The sequence below is a fragment of the Echinicola arenosa genome (genome assembly GCF_014841125.1).
GTDB classification, from domain to species: Bacteria; Bacteroidota; Bacteroidia; order Cytophagales; family Cyclobacteriaceae; genus Echinicola; species Echinicola arenosa.
Window position 1 is genome coordinate 648,791 of the sequence record NZ_JACYTQ010000002.1, and the last position, 17,452, is coordinate 666,242.

General features: G+C 42.5%; 10 protein-coding genes. All 10 read right to left on the reverse strand.

The features are described from left to right. Nucleotides 1-9: 9 nt before the first annotated feature. Complete coding sequence (locus IFO69_RS07470; RefSeq protein ID WP_192009438.1) at nucleotides 10-669, reverse strand: DUF3826 domain-containing protein; 660 nt, start codon at nucleotides 667-669, stop codon at nucleotides 10-12. Nucleotides 670-772: 103 nt separating this feature from the next. Beyond that, nucleotides 773-2,491 carry a polysaccharide lyase gene (locus IFO69_RS07475; protein ID WP_192009439.1) on the reverse strand — a complete coding sequence of 573 codons (1,719 nt, stop codon included), beginning with the start codon at nucleotides 2,489-2,491 and terminating at the stop codon, nucleotides 773-775. Between the two features lie 509 nt (nucleotides 2,492-3,000). Then, complete coding sequence (locus IFO69_RS07480) at nucleotides 3,001-4,698, reverse strand: polysaccharide lyase (RefSeq protein ID WP_192009440.1); 1,698 nt, start codon at nucleotides 4,696-4,698, stop codon at nucleotides 3,001-3,003. Between the two features lie 361 nt (nucleotides 4,699-5,059). Continuing rightward, nucleotides 5,060-7,057 (reverse strand): RagB/SusD family nutrient uptake outer membrane protein, encoded by a 1,998-nt coding sequence (locus IFO69_RS07485; RefSeq protein ID WP_192009441.1) that lies wholly within the window; start codon nucleotides 7,055-7,057, stop codon nucleotides 5,060-5,062. A 31-nt stretch (nucleotides 7,058-7,088) separates the two neighbouring features. After that, the gene (locus tag IFO69_RS07490) at nucleotides 7,089-10,589 is read right to left on the reverse strand and encodes a SusC/RagA family TonB-linked outer membrane protein (protein ID WP_192009442.1); all 3,501 of its coding nucleotides are present in this window, start codon (nucleotides 10,587-10,589) and stop codon (nucleotides 7,089-7,091) included. Nucleotides 10,590-10,715: 126 nt separating this feature from the next. After that, entirely contained in the window at nucleotides 10,716-11,777 is a 1,062-nt protein-coding gene (locus IFO69_RS07495; RefSeq protein ID WP_192009443.1) for a FecR family protein, read from the reverse strand. Between the two features lie 153 nt (nucleotides 11,778-11,930). Further along, nucleotides 11,931-12,503, reverse strand: coding sequence for an RNA polymerase sigma factor (locus IFO69_RS07500; protein ID WP_192009444.1), 573 nt, complete (start codon nucleotides 12,501-12,503; stop codon nucleotides 11,931-11,933). A 220-nt stretch (nucleotides 12,504-12,723) separates the two neighbouring features. Beyond that, complete coding sequence (pelA, locus tag IFO69_RS07505; protein ID WP_192009445.1) at nucleotides 12,724-13,809, reverse strand: pectate lyase; 1,086 nt, start codon at nucleotides 13,807-13,809, stop codon at nucleotides 12,724-12,726. Nucleotides 13,810-13,829: 20 nt separating this feature from the next. Continuing rightward, entirely contained in the window at nucleotides 13,830-15,446 is a 1,617-nt protein-coding gene (locus IFO69_RS07510) for a glycoside hydrolase family 28 protein (RefSeq protein WP_192009446.1), read from the reverse strand. Between the two features lie 244 nt (nucleotides 15,447-15,690). Next, a complete protein-coding gene (locus IFO69_RS07515; RefSeq protein WP_192009447.1) occupies nucleotides 15,691-17,406 on the reverse strand; it encodes a hypothetical protein in 1,716 nt (571 codons plus the stop codon). Between the last annotated feature and the right edge of the window lie 46 nt (nucleotides 17,407-17,452).

Here is a 17,452-nt window from a genome sequence, read left to right on the forward strand (position 1 = left end):
TTCTTTCCTTTACTGATTGCTTGCTGCCTTTTTCCGTTCAAACATTTCTTTTTCTGCTTGCTTCAAGTCAACTCCCAAATCCGAAAGGTAATTATTGATCCTTCCCTTGTATTTTCCGAACCAAGCATGCTTGGCATGGGAGGAACCTGCATCCATCGCATGTTCTCTGGCCTCTGCTAGCCAATCCCATATTTTGTCTTGCTGCTCTGTGGTCAAGCTTGGCACCATTTCTTGATAAACCTTAAAAGTATTGGGTGCCACATTATAGGTCATCCCATTTTTTACCTCCTCTACCTGTTCATCCGTCAATTCAGAGGACAATTGGGCAAGGTATTTTTTATGCAGCTTGCTCATGGATTTATTGGCTTTTTTCTCCGCTTTCTGGGTTAGTTTTTGCTGCTCTTCTCCCTCAAGATTTTCTTTAGCTGCCTCAATCTTTTTATCACGTTCATCATGAATCAGGCTGAGATTCCTGTATTGTTCTGCAATATAGCCAGTAACTTTATCCGCTTTCTCTGGACTTTGAATGCCCATATTATCCACGATCTTTCGTGCCCGCTCATTGGTTACTTTGACGTATTCAGGATCAAATTTTTGGGCATGGGCAAAACTGATGATGCCTACCATGATCAATGTGGTTACAAACAGGGATTTTATGTTATTTTTCATTGTTGCTAATTTTTTGATTTCAATTTTCCCAATATTATTCAAGAAGGGATACTCAATTCAACTCCTAGTATTAGGGATGGCACCTACTGTGTACAACTCGCTATTACTGCAATAATCCGCCTTCCCTTTTGGCCAACTCCAGCAAAGTGTCCTTATTATTTTCCCATTTCGTCCAATCTACTTTTTTGCTTGGGTCAATTCCATTGAGGTACTTTTCCAAATTGGTATATCCATCACCATTGAGGTCTCCATTGGCATCCGAAGGATCATTGGGGTCTAACCCATACTTTCTTTCCCATGCATCCGGTATTCCGTCACCGTCACTCTCTTGATAGGCTTTTCCTTGATATTCAGGATAACCTCCCACTTGATCAGGGTGCATGATAATTCCTTTTTTGTAAGAATCTGCCGGAAGCCTGCGATGGATAAACTCTTGACCAATTTCCACCTCCAAGCCTTCTTTTGCATTGATTTTTCCAGTTCTTACCTGCTGGACTATCCTCTGATCCACGGCGTCTCGCCTAGGTAAAATAGCCCCTGCATTTTCCAACACAAAATCATAAGCTTCCTTGGCTGATAGAATGCGTAATGGAGCCATCTCAAAGGGTTTGGTTTGACGCATGTAGGCAAAGTGTGCCTCACGCTCTTCCGGACTTAGATCCCCAGGCTGAACACCTCCCTTCCAGTTGTCTGCAGATACAGCAGGGTTTCCTTCCACAAAATTACCTTCAACATAGGCCCGCCCAAAAGTCTTTGGGTCCAAGTAACCAGATTCCGGCTTGATGATCCTATAACTGATCGGCTCTCCTACAGGGGTAATCGGCCCTGGCTTATAATAATTGTTGATGATGTTAAAAAGGGACCGATAATCTCCTCCATCCACCGAGCGGTTCCACCAATTGAAGAGCACATTGTTCACAAAGGTGAAATCCCCGTACATTCCCACAGAGGGATTTCTGGAAATATTATTGGCCCATAGATTTCTGATGAAAGTACTGTTCAAACCTCCTATGGTACTCCCAAAAGCATGGTTATAGGTGTCCAGGCCTTCAGATGAAATGGTATTTTGAATGGTAATGTTGGCCGTCGGTAATTTCTCTCTTTTGGAGTTTTCATTGGCCGTAAACATGTTTCGGTACATGGAAATATTTTCATCCAAACCCCAACTCACGGAACAATGATCAATAATCACATTGCCCATAGGATCACCGCTTAAGGCGTCATCTCTTCTGGTGACATCTGTTGCTCCTCTTCGGAAGCGCATGTGACGGATGATGACATCATGCGTGTCCACTGCAAAAGTCTCACCAGCCACACAAATCCCATCTCCAGGTGCTGTCTGTCCTGCGATGGTCACATAAGGAGCCCTGACACTGATTGGTTTTTCCAATTGGATGATCCCAGCTACATTAAACACAATGGTTCTCGCTCCTCCTGCTTCACAGGCTTCCCGGAGCGTACCGGGTCCACTATCCGCAAGGCTGGTCACCACATACACTTTTCCTCCTCTACCTCCAGGAGTATAAGCCCCGCCCCCTTCTGCACCTGGAAAAGCAGGGATATCGGCTTTCATAAAATCTTTGGGATAAGAAGCCCAGCGCAAATAGGGTCTACCTTGGCTCGCTTCCTTTTGGATGGTTGGGTAAATATCTTTCCAAACTGCCTCTAACCTGGCTTCTTCCAAAGCCATGATAGAGTCTGTTTTAGCCTGCATGGCAGGGGGTATTTCAGGATATTGGGCAAAGGCTTGGAGACTTAAAAAGACGGTAAGTATTCCAAGTCCCAACCGCTTTTGCCTCAGTGACTTCTTGTTCGAAAACATGGTCAGTTAATTTAGGTTCTATGGAGCTGTAAAATTATTCCAGCCTTCATTGTTAATTTCTAAAGCCTTAAAGTAAGTCCTCAGGCTGATTGCGCGTATAGCCTGGGACTCACCTTAAATTGCTTATGTAAAGTTAGTTACTAAAGGTAGAGAACCTTCCTGAACTATCCTGCTGAAAGTCCTTTTAGCGAGTCGAATAGGGATAATAGTCTACCGAAATGGGATATGTTTTGGTTGGAGAAAATATAAATCCAGAGTAATGGGTAGGAGTTGCTTTTCAAAACAACCCTGTGATCCCTCTCATCGTAAAAAAGTAAGCCAAGCGATATTTTTCTTATAGTTTTTGAATCTTTCGCCCCGTTCAAACCCAAAAATGTCAGCCTTCGATGGGATCGAAATTTACCCTATTTCTCTTTTGAAGCTCTAAAGTAAGTTCAATAGAAAAGGCTTCGACAAGCTCATACTCCCAATCGGGACAATAAACTCTTCGAAGCCTCTTCCAAAGTATTTTATTTACCTAATCCATTTTCTGATAAGGTATCATGGTTATTGGCCAAGTCCCTCCAGTTTGTTTGGACCGAAGGATCAATACCATTGATATACATTTCAATATTGGTATAGCCATCACCATTGAGGTCTCCATTCGCGTCTGACGGATCATTGGGATTCAAACCATTCTTTTTCTCCCAAGCATCCGGCATGCCATCTCCATCTGTATCTGTGTAAGGTTTACCATTGTATTCAGGATAACCACCTACTTGGGAAATATCGGTGATAATGCCCATTTTATAGGCGTCCCTTGGTAATCTTCTGTGCTCAAACTGATAATAATCTTCTGGATTGAGACCCTTGACATATTCAGGCTTACCTGTTTTGACAGTTCGAATCACCCTTTCATCTACCGGATCTCTTTTGGGTAAAGTAGCACCAGCGTTTTCCAACACGTAATCATAGGCCTTTTCTGCTGGCAGAATGGTCATTTCAGGCATAGGGAAAGGTGTATTGGATTTGATTCTGGGGAAATAATACTTGGCATCTTCCAAGCTCATCTCTCCTTTTTTTCCATTTAACTGTACTCCACCTTCCCAATTATTGGCTGATACTTGGTCAAAGCCCTCAACCACATTTCCTGTGATATGCGCCCTTCCCCACACAAGTGTATCCAAACGGGAAAGCACCGCATCTGGTCGCAAAATTCGATAAGCAATAGGTTCATCTTTAGGGGTTATGGGTCCTGGCTTGTAATAGTTGTTCATAATATTATACTTGGCCATATAATCCCCACCATCTGTAGTCCTATGGCTCCAGTTGAACACCACATTGTTCACAAAATTAAAAATCCCATTCCAGCCAATAGAAGGATTTCTTCCGGCATTATTGGCCCAGAGATTCCGCATAAAAGAACAGTTTTCGCCTCCAAGCGTACTCCCCAAAGAGTGATTATAAGTATCTAGAGCTTCAGAGAAAATACTGTTTTGGATAGTGATGTTCACTGTCCCTCTTTTTTCTTCTTTATAGTCCCCGCCCGGACTGTACATATGTCGGTACATGGACATGTTTTCATCCAACCCCCAGCTAGCAGAAACATGGTCGATCATGATATTTCCCACTGGATTACCGCCAATCGCATCATCTCTCCGACCCACAAAAGTTTCTCCCCTTCTGAAGCGCATGTGTCTGATCACCACATCATGGGTATCGACCCATACAGACTCTCCTGCCACACAAACCCCATCTCCAGGAGCCGTTTGCCCAGCAATGGTCACATAAGGAGCCCTGATGATCAAAGGGGATTTCAAGTGAATAATCCCAGCTACATTGAAGACAATGATTCTGGCTCCTCCAGTTTCGCAGGCTTCCCTGAACGTACCTGGTCCTCTATCTTCTAAACTGGTCACTGTGATGACCTTGCCTCCCCGTCCACCAAAGCTGTACATTCCACCTCCTTCAGCACCGGGAAATGCTGGAATAGCAGCCTGCGGTAAATCTGTCGGTCTAAAAGCCCAAGGTACATAGGGTTTTCCCGCTTCCATTTCTGCTAAAACTGTCGGCCAAGCTTCTTCCCATGCTGCATCAGATAGCTTTTGATTGGCAGACATGATAGAGTCTGATTTTGCCCTGGCTTCTGCAGGTACTTTTGGATATTGGGCAAAGGCTGTCGATACTGTTGCCAAGCCCAAGGCTATTGTTAATAATCCTTTGATCATTTTGGTTATGGTAATTTTATAGTTCTAAAACACGGTTTGAGTGTATGACATCAATTTATTATTTAATCAATTGACCATCACTACGCATCAAACTGGACTGGGATAAGAGATGGATGATCCGGGATGTTATGTGGTTAAGGAGGAGCATTATAATATGACAAAAGACATAGGAGGCCATTAAAACCCATCTGGCTTACCTTTATTGAATCCCAATATTCCATCACCAGTAATAAAGGCCATCTCCTTGTAAACTTCAATCCTCCACTTTTCGTTTTCTTGATTCACAAAGCAAAAAACCTTCCCTTCAAACCAAATTTCTGGCGAGGGAAGGCTTTAATTTTATCAAACCATTCTTATTATCTTATTCTGCAAGCGGATCAAAAGTACCCTCACCATTCATGCTGTTCCAGCCTTTTGTTTGCTGTAGATATGGAGAAGTACTCAATACATTTTCATTCAAGCCAAAGAAGTAATATTCTGGATACCAATGGAAAGTCCAATTGTCATTGGTTGGGTCCAAATCATCCTTAATCTGCACTTCGAAATAATTGTCATACAAATAGTCCAAGTATTCCTCTTCGGTTTCGATACCGACAGGATATTCTTCTGGAGATCGGTCAATGATGATGGCATTACCATCTTCATCAGCTACCAACGGATCAGGTCCGCCTGCATAAGAATTACCTGCCCCATCTTTGACTACCACATAAATACCCATTCTTCTCATCCCGTTGATGGATTCAAGCCCTAAACGCTGAGCAGTGCCGTAGGTGTCATCCATCAGCAACCATCTCCTCAAATCCCAGAACCTTCTGCCTTCGAAGGCAAATTCCACTTTTCTTTCTTCTAATACCTTGGCAAAAGCTTGGTCTTGGCTCAATCCACTTCCTAAACCAAATGTACCGTCTAAATTTTCTACACCAGCTCTCTCACGGATTTCCATGATGGCATTCAGCCCTTCTTGAATATTGCCAATTCCGATGGCTGCTTCAGCGATATCCAAAACCACTTCGGCAAATCGGATTTCCATAATGTCGGTACCACTTACAGTAAAATTGTCTGCACTTGAAGCATTGGGATTGTTCTGCTTTCTCATATAAATCCCACTTGCATTGGCACCTTGGGTTTCAGTCGTTCTGCTAGGCGTTTCATCACCCGCATTCCCATACCACCTGTAAGTCCAATGTCTGTAATTTTCATCTTCTCGATAGGGCCATAAGCCTCCATTGAACACAAATGTTTTATAAAACCTTGGATCCCTATTTTTGTAGAAATGATTGAGGTCGTATTCATAGTTGGGAGATTCGCCTATTGGACGGCCATCTGCCATGGGGAAAGAATTTACCAACTGGATGGTAGGTTCCATTCTACCTCCACCACCTAGGTTTCTTGGACGGCAGGCATTTTCCCAACCATTGTTTTTCCTAGTTTGATCAGAAGTTCCATTGTTAAAACCATAGATCATCACCGCTTCTGGATTACCTACTTCCTCAAACCACATCTTTTCCCAAGCTTCACCATTCTCTAAATTTCCTTCCATGTACAACCCGAAACCATTGGATTCCAGTAGATTTCTTGCTTCCGTGGCAGCTTCATAGGCCATTTGCCACCTGGCCTGGTCGTCATTTCTATTGAAAAGCGGGCTAGCCCAAGCGATGAGCACACGGCTCTTGAAGGCTGCCGCAGCGCCACTCGTGATTCTGCCCCAATCCTCATCAGGCCATCTTCCTGGCAACAGCTCCATCGCCATGTCCAAATCTGCCACAATCTGCTCGATGCAGGCACTGGTAGAACTTCTTGGTACTTCTGTTTCGGCTGCATCCGCAATAATCGGATTTTGGGCCTCCAACACTAATGGCACGCCACCATACAGCTTTACCAAATCAAAATATTGCCAAGCTCTCCAAAAGTACATCTGTCCTTTCAACTCGTTTCTTACATCTTCTGGCAATCCATGCTGATCGATTTCATCCAAGAAAATATTGATCTGCTTCATCCTAGTCCATGTATTATTTCTTATACTGGTACTCATGCGTTCACCAAAGTATTCCAAGGCATGGTCTTCGGTATAAGAAATCTGGGCATACTCTTGGTTGATGGCACTTCGACCAGGCATCTCATCGGTATTCTTGGAGAATTCAAATCCACCAAAAAGGTCCCAGATCAAGTTCCTGCCATTATTGCTTGGTGAGAACAAGTAGTACACATAATCCACATAGGCTTGCGCCATATTGGGATCTTGGAAAACTTCTTCATTCACCCCTGTTAAATCTGATTTCTCTTCCAAGAAATCATCATTACATGCGGACAGCACCAAAAACACCAGTGCCAAACTCCATATATTTTTTATCTTTTTCATATCTGTCGAATATTTCGGGTTTCAAATAAGCTTACAAGGAAAGGTTCAGCCCCAAAGAATAGGTCCTTAACACTGGGTAGCTGTCCCATGCACCACCTACAGAGCTTTTGTATCCATAAGGATTGTAGAAACTTACTGGATTAAGAACAGTTAAGAAAGCCCTTGCATTGCTGATTTTAAGCTTCTCAGCGATGTGTTTGGGTATGCTGTAGCTTACATTTATGTTTCTGATAAACATTCTGAAACTGTTGATTCTCCAAAATTCTGATCTAGGTGTCAAACTGATGTCGCTCCAATAAGGGTTAGGAAATTCACCATTTGGATTCAGGTCCAGATCATAAATATCTCCCCAGTAGGAAGGTACACTTTGATAAGTTCTACTGATATTTTGGTGCATCGCTTTTCTGGCATCGTATTCATACCACCCACCCCACTGTGTGGAAATCACTGCATTTAGATTAAAGCCCTTATAACCTAGCTTCAATGTGGTACCTATACCTTGGCTCGCATTTGGTTTCTCCAATTGGATTTGATCATTTTCGTCAATGATCCCGTCAGGACCGGCAAATGTACCATCTGCCTGAAGCGGCCCTCTGATATCTCTGTAGTACAACATTCCTGGCTTTAGCTGATCCGCTACTGTACCAAAAACTTGCTGAATATCATACTGCTCTACGTAAGCATCGATGTCTGACTGTGTTTTGAACATACCCAAGTAATCATATCCCCAAGTGCCAAGGTCAGTTGGTTGACCTGAACTAGGTCTCCAAGGATATAAAGCGTCTATATCATTGAAGTTCCCTACAATCACCTTGTTGTTGGCCCTTCCATATCTCATGTCAATACCATATCGGAAGGCTCCTTTACTGTCACTCCAACCTAAGCCTAATTCAAAGCCATAATAATTGATTTCCCCGAAGTTTTCTGCTGCTACCGTACCTCCTACAGTTACCGGCACATTACCGGTTCTTTCCATCAACTTATTGGTCTCTTTATTATAATACGCTTCGAAAACAGCTGACAACCTTTCTTCCATGAATCTGGCATCAATACCAAAGTTGTTTTTAAACTCATCACTCCATGTAGCATCCCTATTAGGAGAAGCCTCCATTTTCATTCCGGTTGAAGCATCTGAATTACCGCCAAACACTCCACCTTTACCGTTTTGGAAGGTATAACGCTGTCTCCACTGCCATGCCCTCATCTCATCTCTACCTAGCATACCTGCAGAATATCTGAATTTCAAAAAGTCTATCCAGGATGAATTAAAGAAATCTTCATTGGAAATAATCCATCCAGCTGACAGGGAGTAAAACTTACCCCAATAGTTTTCTGGTGCAAATTTCGTGGAAGCATCCGAGCGGAATAAAAACTCGGCTAAATATTTATCTGCATAACTATAATTTACCCGACCTACATAGCCTAATGATCCAGATTCAGAACCGGTCGTTCTTCCGTCGATATTACCAAAAGCCGTACTAAACTGTCCATTGGTGAAACTAGTAGGTTCTTCTTTCCACACATCTTCCTGAGAAGACTCAGCTTCTGCTCTTTCTATACTGAAAAGCCCATTTACACTATGTAATCCAAAGTCCTGAGCATAGGTTAAAGTAAAGTTTGATTGGGTAGACAGGAAGTTTTGGTTGGAATAATAAAGTCTGTCTCCATTTCTATATTCACGGTTTGAGCTTATTTCAGCTCCATCATAAATATGCCCGTTCTCTCCTAATCTATCAAATTCATACAAAATGTATCTTGTACCTACTTGTGTACCTCTTCCACTTCCCATGTTCCTACCATATGACACCCTAGCTTTCAAGCCTTCCAAGAATGGCATTTCATATTCAGCATATAAGTTTACACTCATATTCTGATCTCTATTTGTAGCCAAATTATTCAACTCTTGAATTTCGAAAAAGTGGTAATCACCTGTACCACCACTCGGCAGATCCACGGGATAGCCATTGACATAAGGAGGAATATAACGTGGTGTTAATAGCAGGTTTTTATAATCGTTTTCGTCATTTTCACCACCTATTTTGTTGAATGTTTTAGTTCGGTCTGAATAATAACCGGCTACCTGAAGGCCCGCTTTTAGATTGTCCATAACCTGAATATCGGCACCAGCTCTAAAGTTCCAACGGTCATAGTCCAGTGTACTGAGGTTACCATCTTGTGTGAAATAAGAAGCACTGGCAAAATAACTAGCTTTTGAAGTACCACCACTCACATTTAAATTATGCCTCTGAGTAGAAGCTGAAGACCAGGCATCATCCAACCAATCGTAATCAATGGTCCTGAAATAGTCTAGCTCATCTTGCGAGAAAAATCGATCGGAGTCATCCGCATTGGCATCCGCTCCATAAGGGCCATTCAAAATGTTATAATACATTCCAAAATCATAAGCACTGAGCATCTTGGTTCTATAAGCCTCGTCATTGACACCATAGGAACCACTATAGCTAAACCTTGGCTTGCCATCTCCACCTCTCTTAGTGGTGACAATGATAGCACCATTTGCTCCTCTTGATCCATAAATGGCTGCTGAAGCATCTTTCAAAAAGGAAATGCTTTCGATTTCTGCAGGATCAAGGTTGTTGAATCTTGTCGCATCATTACTGCCATCCGCTGCAATCTGGATAATTCCATCTATGACATACAGAGGTGCAGTGCTGTTACCATCTTTCGCCAAGGATTCCGGGTTTCTCAATCGGATCGAAGCTTGTGAGCCTGGACGTGTATTTCCTCCACTTACCCCTACTCCAAGGATTCTTCCTGCTAAGGCTGAACTGATATCACCAGTTGGAAGATCTTCAATTTCTGAAGCATCAATGGTCTCCACCGCACCAGTCAAATGAGATTTCTTTAACTCTCCATACCCCACTACAACAACTTCCTCCAGTGAATTGTCGTCCAAAATCAATGTAACATCAATGGTGCTTTGGTTCCCCACTACCACTTGCTTCTTTTCAAATCCGATAAAGGAAAACTGCAAAGTAACCCCTTCATCCGCGTCAATGGAATAATTACCATCTGCATCTGTCACCGTGCCTTTGTTGGAGCCTAAAATAGTTACTGCTGCCCCCGGAAGCGGCTCTCCTTCTTCATCAAGTACCTTTCCGGTGATTTTAACTCTTGCCACTGCCTTCACCACTTCTGGTACGCTTTGTTGGGCTAATTTCACACTGATCCTGTCGTTCACCTGCTGAAATGAGAGCCCATGTGAAGCAGCCACTTGGTATAATATTTTTTCCAGTGACTCATTTTTCGCTTGAATACTTACGGGAGGTTTTTGATTGACCACATTTTTGTCATATACAAAGGAAAAATCTGTCTTCTCTTTTAGCTTGGCAAAAAGTTCTTCAAGTGAGGCATCCTCCAAACTCAGGGTGACCATCACTTCCTTCAGGTCCTTAGGACTTTGGTTTCCTATACCATTGGCATACAGTGTATTCAGCAAGAATACCTGTATTACAAGCCCAATCAAGCAAAACCTGCTGGCTTTATAAAGGCTGTATAATTTTTTTTTCATAATCATTGGTCTTTTGGTTAATTGTTAATTCGCTCTCCAGCTCATGGCCTCTGAAAACCATGACTGGAACAGCAATTCATTGTGTACTAATTGTTGTTTTGGGTTAGGTTATCATACTGACTAATGCTAGTTAAACTGAATAAAAACTTGTTTCTCTTGTATCCTGAAATCAAAATGAAATGAATAGGCAATGCTTTTCAGCACATTTTCCAGATTATCTTTGTGGAATTCTCCGGAAACCTTTTGCAAGGAAGATTGCTTTCCTTCCACGGCTATCTCTACTCCGTACCATCTTTCCAAAGAGGTTATCACCTCTTTAAATGGAATATCATCAAAGGACAAAGTACCTTCAGTCCATAAGAGCGCTTTTTCCAGATCAAATTTACCTTTGGTAAAAGCCTCCTCTGAGGCAAATGCTTGTTCTCCTCGGGTCAAATAGACCCGATCTTTCTCGGCCTGATCCACCCTTTTTAATTCCACCTTTACTTTACCTTCTACCAACTTCACTTGGGTTCCTTCCCCAGCGAAAGCCTTCACATTAAAAGCAGTCCCTACTGCTTCTGTCATCAAATCCCCACCATACACCCTGAATGGCAAAACGGTATCCTTGGCCACTTCAAAAAAAGATTCTCCATCAAGAAAAATATCTCTATGAGTCTCTCCAAAGCCTGTCATATATTTGAGTTCACTGGCAGAATTCATAATTACAGTACTTCCATCTGGAAGCCGAACTTTTTTCTTTTCTCCCGGAAGGGCATACTTACTGATCCATGCTACTTCCTCTTTAGGCATGTTTTCCTCAACGGAGAATAGCCCTGCGCTACCAATGAGCACTGCTCCTACCACCATGACTAAAAGAATCATGGAAACTTTTAACCAGATGAAGCGAGGTCGGTTTATTGTATATTTTTCCGAAATCCTACTGGAAGTATTTTCTACCTGGGGTGAATCTATTTGTGCACTGATCGCGGTAAACAGGTGAATTTGATCACGCTCATCCCAGTCTTCCTCCTCCTCGTCCAATGCCAAGAGTATTTCCTTGGCTTCATAAAACATTTCCGATTTGTTAGGATTATCCTTTAGCCAAGTCTCCCAAAACAAACTTCTCATCGTTCCTTTGCTGAAAACCCAGCTCCGGAAAGAGCTATCTTCCAAAAAATCTTCTATATGTTCAAATTGCTTATTCAAATCTTCTCCCTTTATCTATCTATAAGGGGAGACGACTGCGATAATCTCATCAAGTATTTTAGAAAAAAATCAACTTTTACAGTATTGATAATTATTTGATCAAAAAATAAATAAAAAAATAACATTGGATAACTACTATTGAGAAATCAACAACTATTTTGATTGATACTGCACGTCGTTTACCATCACTCCTTTTAGCAGTTTGATCGATTTGAAAATAAGGTTGTAAACTGATTCCACACTGATTCCCATCAACTTAGCAATTTCTTGATTGCTCAAATCAGCAAAATAGCGTAAGTAAACTGCTTCCCTTTGACGTTCGGACAAGCGAAGAATGGCACTGTGTAACCGTTGATTGGATTCTCGCTCTCCTTGCTGCTTAATCAGTCCTTCCAAATAAGAAGCCTCCAATAATGCCTCTGGAGAAAAATAATCCATCGATTCTTGCTTACGTAGTTTTGAAAGTCTCTTGATGATCTCTCTTCTGAAAGCCGTAAATAGATAAAACTTTATGGACTGTTGAATTTGAGTGCCTTTTCTTTTGTTCCAAAGGTCTAGGTAAACATCTTGAATGACATCTTCAATCACTTCTTTGGCTTCTGTAAATTTGCGACCATATCTGAACAAATCCTTTGAGTACAACTTAAAAGAATAGCCGAAAGCCTTCCGATCATCAGCAGAAATCAGCATCCATAATTGGCCGTCACTTAATCCTTCATAATTCATTGCTTTTGGGTTTTGTTTCAGATCTTTATTCCTCTACGCCACAATCTGATTACAGATCATCCAGCTTGGCTACCATTCCAAAAACTTATAGCTATTGGGTTTTAGTAGCATAAACAAAGTTACCTTAACCTCAAAAAAAACCTCCCTGTACTTACCTGCTGTCCTGAAAACCTGCCAGTTAAAAAAGCAAATAACCGTCACCCATTTTTTGCTGAATAGATTACTCCATCCACTTTGACTTCCAAATTGGATAATCTCTTTCCAATAACCTTTCGGCATAATTCCCCAAGTAACTGTATCCCACGCGACGCTCGTATTCAATATCTTTAAGTTGATCCCTTTTTACGCCATCACGGCCTACATAAATAGGCTGCTGTGTCTTCAGGTCATAGAATCTCGCCCAAAGTGGTGCTGCTCCCGGTTTGTCCACCACCATCAGATCGTAACCTTTTGCCAAGTTTTCATCTTTCACTTTTTTAATTTCCATATTTTCAATTTTATGGGTATCAAACCATGTTACCGCATGCTCTATGGCCTTTATCACCCTTGGGTCGGGATCAGACAGCTGCATCAGATAGCGAACGATATTGACACTTTCTGCCCCACTCAAGCTAGCCAACTCAAATGCTCTGGCTTTGGCAGGCTCCAGGCTGTCCTTGTCATGCTGAGCACACCAAATGGTTAACTCACCATCCAGGACTACTTGCGTATCCAAGATGATCCCCAAACCTTTATCAACGGCCGCTTTGGTCTTTTTTCGGATGGACACCTTAACAAAATCATAGGGATCATTTCCTTCTGAAACATCCCGAAGTAAAGACATCACGCCAATCATGGCCCCATCATTGTAAGTGATGTGTTCATAATATCCCTTTCGAATCGGATAGTACTGTGGCCAGCCCCCGTTCTCATATTGAGCCGCCAAGAGGTAATCTATCCCCCTCAAAAAAGCAGATTGATACTTCTTTTCTTTGGTGGCATCATATACCAAAGCCAAAAAACGGAGTTGTGTAAATGTGGCACCATTGTCGATTGTCGTCCCCGAAGGTTCTGTTTTAGCCTTCAGTATTTCTTTCTGCTCTTCTTCTGAGAGCGTCTGAGCCATGTCAATGTTTTTATACCAACCGCCATTTTCATGTTGGTACAGCAAGACATTATCTGCAATTCTCTGGGCCTCATCACTACCATACCAAGAAGTAGGCTGGCGAAGGATTTCCCCCCATCTAACCTGTTTTTCTGTCTGAGCAGTAAGAGGCTGAATTAGAAGAGAAAAATTAATCAACAATAATAAGATAGATCGGCTCATGACAAATGGGTTTACTTAGGTTATTTTGTATAGGAGTTAGAATCCCAACCTTCTGGCTTTACTGGTTGAGTACCCTCAAAATGTATATTATCTGTCAAATCTCCTTCAAGTTGTGAATAAACTTTGCCACCATTGACCTGAAACACAACATCATCAAACAAGACATTACGGGTATCCAAAAACTTCATAAGTGAATCTTGGCTATTTACCCTAATATGCCTAAAAGTCAAATCAGTAGCATCATCAGCATTGAATAAGCGGCGACTATGTTCCACGCGCACATTTTCCATATGAAGATTTTCCAAGGGGGATTCCGGAATGCCATTGATGTTTATAAAGGTTGAAGCAGTTTCTACCAATATATCCTTGATTATAATGTCTTTGAATTTGGGGGTCAGCTCATTGACTTCGCGAAGAGGTTTTCTTTTGGCCAAATCACCTACATAAAGCTCCTGACCTAGCATATCCCACCGGAAAGCCGTCTGACGTAAGTTCATTCTTAAGCGCTCATAGAAAAGATTTTCACCTCCACCTCCTCTTGGCCTCCTGGTCTTAAAACGGATTCCTACACCTGTATTTTCAAAAACGCAATCATGGATGTAAAGATTCTTGACTTTTCCTGCTGTCTCACTTCCCACAGTAATCCCACCATGACCTTCTTTGGCCAGGCAATAACGGACGACCACATTTTCTGTTGGTTTGTTGACCCGGATACCATCCTTGCCGCGGCCTGCCTTCATGGTGAAACAGTCATCACCATTGTTTAAGGTGGAATATTCGATCAGCACATTTCGGGAAGATTCAATGTCAATGCCATCACCTCTAGGAATACCCACGGAATTGACCGTCACACCCCGAATGATCACCCCATCACAATAAACGGGCACAATATTCCAAAAAGCTGTTCTTTCCAAGGTCACCCCTTCGATAAAAACATTGGTGCACTCCGTAGGAGATACAAACATGGGCAAAAAGATCGACTCACCATTATACCCTTCATACACTCTTTCCTCAACAGGCTTATCCACGGGAACAAACTTCTCCGTCACATCCTCCGTCATCATCTGATCTTTCACTGGTCCCTCTTCAGGGCCAAACAAAGTACCTTTTCCCGTCAAAGCAATATTGTCCTGTTGGTAGGCATAAATACAAGCCCCCAAAGACATCACCTCTACGCCTTCATGTCGAGTAAATACCGCTGGCCTAAAATCTTCCAACTGCCCACTAAAGTGGAGCTCTGCCCCTTCTTCCAGATGTAGGTTGACATTACTCTTCAGACTGATCCGTCCTGTTTTCCATTTTCCAGCAGGAATGATCACTTTGCCACCTCCCTGGGCCATTACTTTATCAATGGTCGATTGAATGATCGAAGTGACCAGTTCTCCTTCTTTGGCTCCCTGCTCCGAAATATTGACGGTCAAATCTGGAAATACCGGTTTCTTGAAATCAGGCATGGCAAAAGGAGCTTTTACCGGGGAGATCTCCTCGGGCAAGTTATCTGCTCCGACCTGATCCTTGGTCATCAGGCTGTCCAGTGGAAAATAGTCTATTGTCTCCCTTTTTTCCTCTTTTGAGCAGGAAAACAAAAGACTAAAGAGCAAAATATAAAAAACACTTTCCTTAGGGTTGAATATCATGGTCATTTTGAGTTGAGGGATTTGCAATCAAACCTTAAATTAAAATTAAATCCAAGGATGGCCGTCCTGCCGTATCCTGAGAACCAGTATGGGGTAGAGAGTACTTAGCATTGAGAAAAATTCATTAAAGAATGAGAAGGATAAAAAGTCTCCAAGCCACTCTTCATCCAACTTCATTCCTTAATGTTCATATTAAAATTCAATTCCAAAATCTTAAACCGAAAGTCTGCCGACTAATATCCATTTATACCTTTCCGGCTTTCATCTTCTTAGTGACATCTTCTCCTCCATTGACCAAATACAATAAGGGTATTGGCCGATCGGTACCCTCGATAAATGTTGGTCTTGCCTGCCAAGGGGCTACAGAAAGCACATTGGCAAAATCCATCCAAAATTGCATCCTTGCCGGTTCCAGACCCCAGGTCATATGGAAATGGTTGGCTGGTGCATATTGTTTGTATTCGGTCATGGAGGCATATTTTGGTACCACAAAAGTGTGCGGCCATGTAGGATTGGCCCCATCACATATTTTTTGTGCCAGCTCATCCGGCAAAGCAACAGTTTCTGCCTCATCCCAGATCATCGAAAACATCCCTGACAGAGAACTATAGGCCAATCTGGCCGCCAAGCCTTTGATATTTCCCGGAGATTTGAAATGTACTGAGTTGCCCAAGTAATAAAAGTAATCCACCGCTTTTGGGAATGAAATATTTTTCATCACTTCATTTTCATCTGCTTCCGGCATAGCCGCCCAGTTGAAAGAAGCAGAACCAGAGTTTACACCATCTACAAATCCTTTTTTCATCCAAGCTTCATCTCCTTTGGGCTGATAGCCATTTTGTGCTGCAAACTCACTGATGTCCTCCTTGTCCCACACTTTTCTGAAGTCCATAAACAAAGGTGGATTTCCTCCAGATAACCAAGTCATAAACAATTGGGTCAACAATGCCTGCACATCAGCTTCTGTGGCAAATGGCTGAACAGCTTTGGGCCCATTATGGTCAAAAGTACTGTTGAACAGTGACTCCATGATATCGGCCACCGGCAGTTGAATGCCACGGTCATCGGATCCCCACTCCAGTTGGCTCATAAAGCCTCCACCTACAGCATCCACTTCTTTCATCAAATCCCTAACGATCAAATACAAGGCAAGGCTTTGGTCTAACAGTTCGCTGTCTTTTTCTCCATCTGGGAGTTCTATCCGGTCTGCTGAATGGTTTTCCAACCAGCTTCTCAATCTTTTCAGCTCTTCCTTTTCGTAGGATTCCTTCTTCAGCATGTCCGCCAGCAACTTCATATCCAAGCGGGTAATTTCCAATCCGAATTGATTTCTCGTTTCCAATACATGCGGTAACGCGGTCTCCATTCCCATGGAATCATGGCCAAAAACCACCACTCTTTTTCCCTTTAGCCCTTGAAAGGTCACAGCGGCATAGCACCAGTCTATCAAAGCCTTTAAGGTCTCAGGACTCATTGTTGGGTTTTGTCCTGAATCTGGCCACTTCCCTACATTGATATGGGTTAGTTTTCCGTATTGGGCGATGGCTCCCGAGGTAGCATGAGTATATACCACACCTGGACGAGTACCACTATTTCCTGTGGTAAAATTAATTGGGATATCCTTTGGGAAATGGGAGAGCAAAGAAATGGTCGTTAACTGTGGGAAAGACCAAGTATCCGGTACACAGACCAACACGTTTACCCCAGCCTCCTTGAATTGCCGGGCGACTTGATCAGCCTGTGCTTCGGCATCAATCAGCACATCAGAATAAACCACTTCAGCAGCAGTCCCATCTGGCAACTTAATCTTTCCGGCCAATTCTTCCGCCGCATGCTGCACAATATTAGTGCTTCTTTCCCTACTGGCTTGATCAATCCGTGGATCACAAGGTGCAAATACCCCAATCACTGGCTTCCCCGTATTTGGTTTTACCGTTCTGGATAATAATTTAGCTTTCATATCTATTTTTTGCTTATTTCTATCTTTTATTATTTCGCCACCTCAA

What these genes read in the sequence shown, in the direction of transcription:
- IFO69_RS07470 (WP_192009438.1), bottom strand. Translation starts at nt 669, where the DNA reads ATGAAAAATAACATAAAATCCCTGTTTGTAACCACATTGATCATGGTA.
- IFO69_RS07475 (WP_192009439.1), bottom strand. Translation starts at nt 2,491, where the DNA reads ATGTTTTCGAACAAGAAGTCACTGAGGCAAAAGCGGTTGGGACTTGGA.
- IFO69_RS07480 (WP_192009440.1), bottom strand. Translation starts at nt 4,698, where the DNA reads ATGATCAAAGGATTATTAACAATAGCCTTGGGCTTGGCAACAGTATCG.
- IFO69_RS07485 (WP_192009441.1), bottom strand. Translation starts at nt 7,057, where the DNA reads ATGAAAAAGATAAAAAATATATGGAGTTTGGCACTGGTGTTTTTGGTG.
- IFO69_RS07490 (WP_192009442.1), bottom strand. Translation starts at nt 10,589, where the DNA reads ATGAAAAAAAAATTATACAGCCTTTATAAAGCCAGCAGGTTTTGCTTG.
- IFO69_RS07500 (WP_192009444.1), bottom strand. Translation starts at nt 12,503, where the DNA reads ATGAATTATGAAGGATTAAGTGACGGCCAATTATGGATGCTGATTTCT.
- pelA (WP_192009445.1), bottom strand. Translation starts at nt 13,809, where the DNA reads ATGAGCCGATCTATCTTATTATTGTTGATTAATTTTTCTCTTCTAATT.
- IFO69_RS07510 (WP_192009446.1), bottom strand. Translation starts at nt 15,446, where the DNA reads ATGATATTCAACCCTAAGGAAAGTGTTTTTTATATTTTGCTCTTTAGT.
- IFO69_RS07515 (WP_192009447.1), bottom strand. Translation starts at nt 17,406, where the DNA reads ATGAAAGCTAAATTATTATCCAGAACGGTAAAACCAAATACGGGGAAG.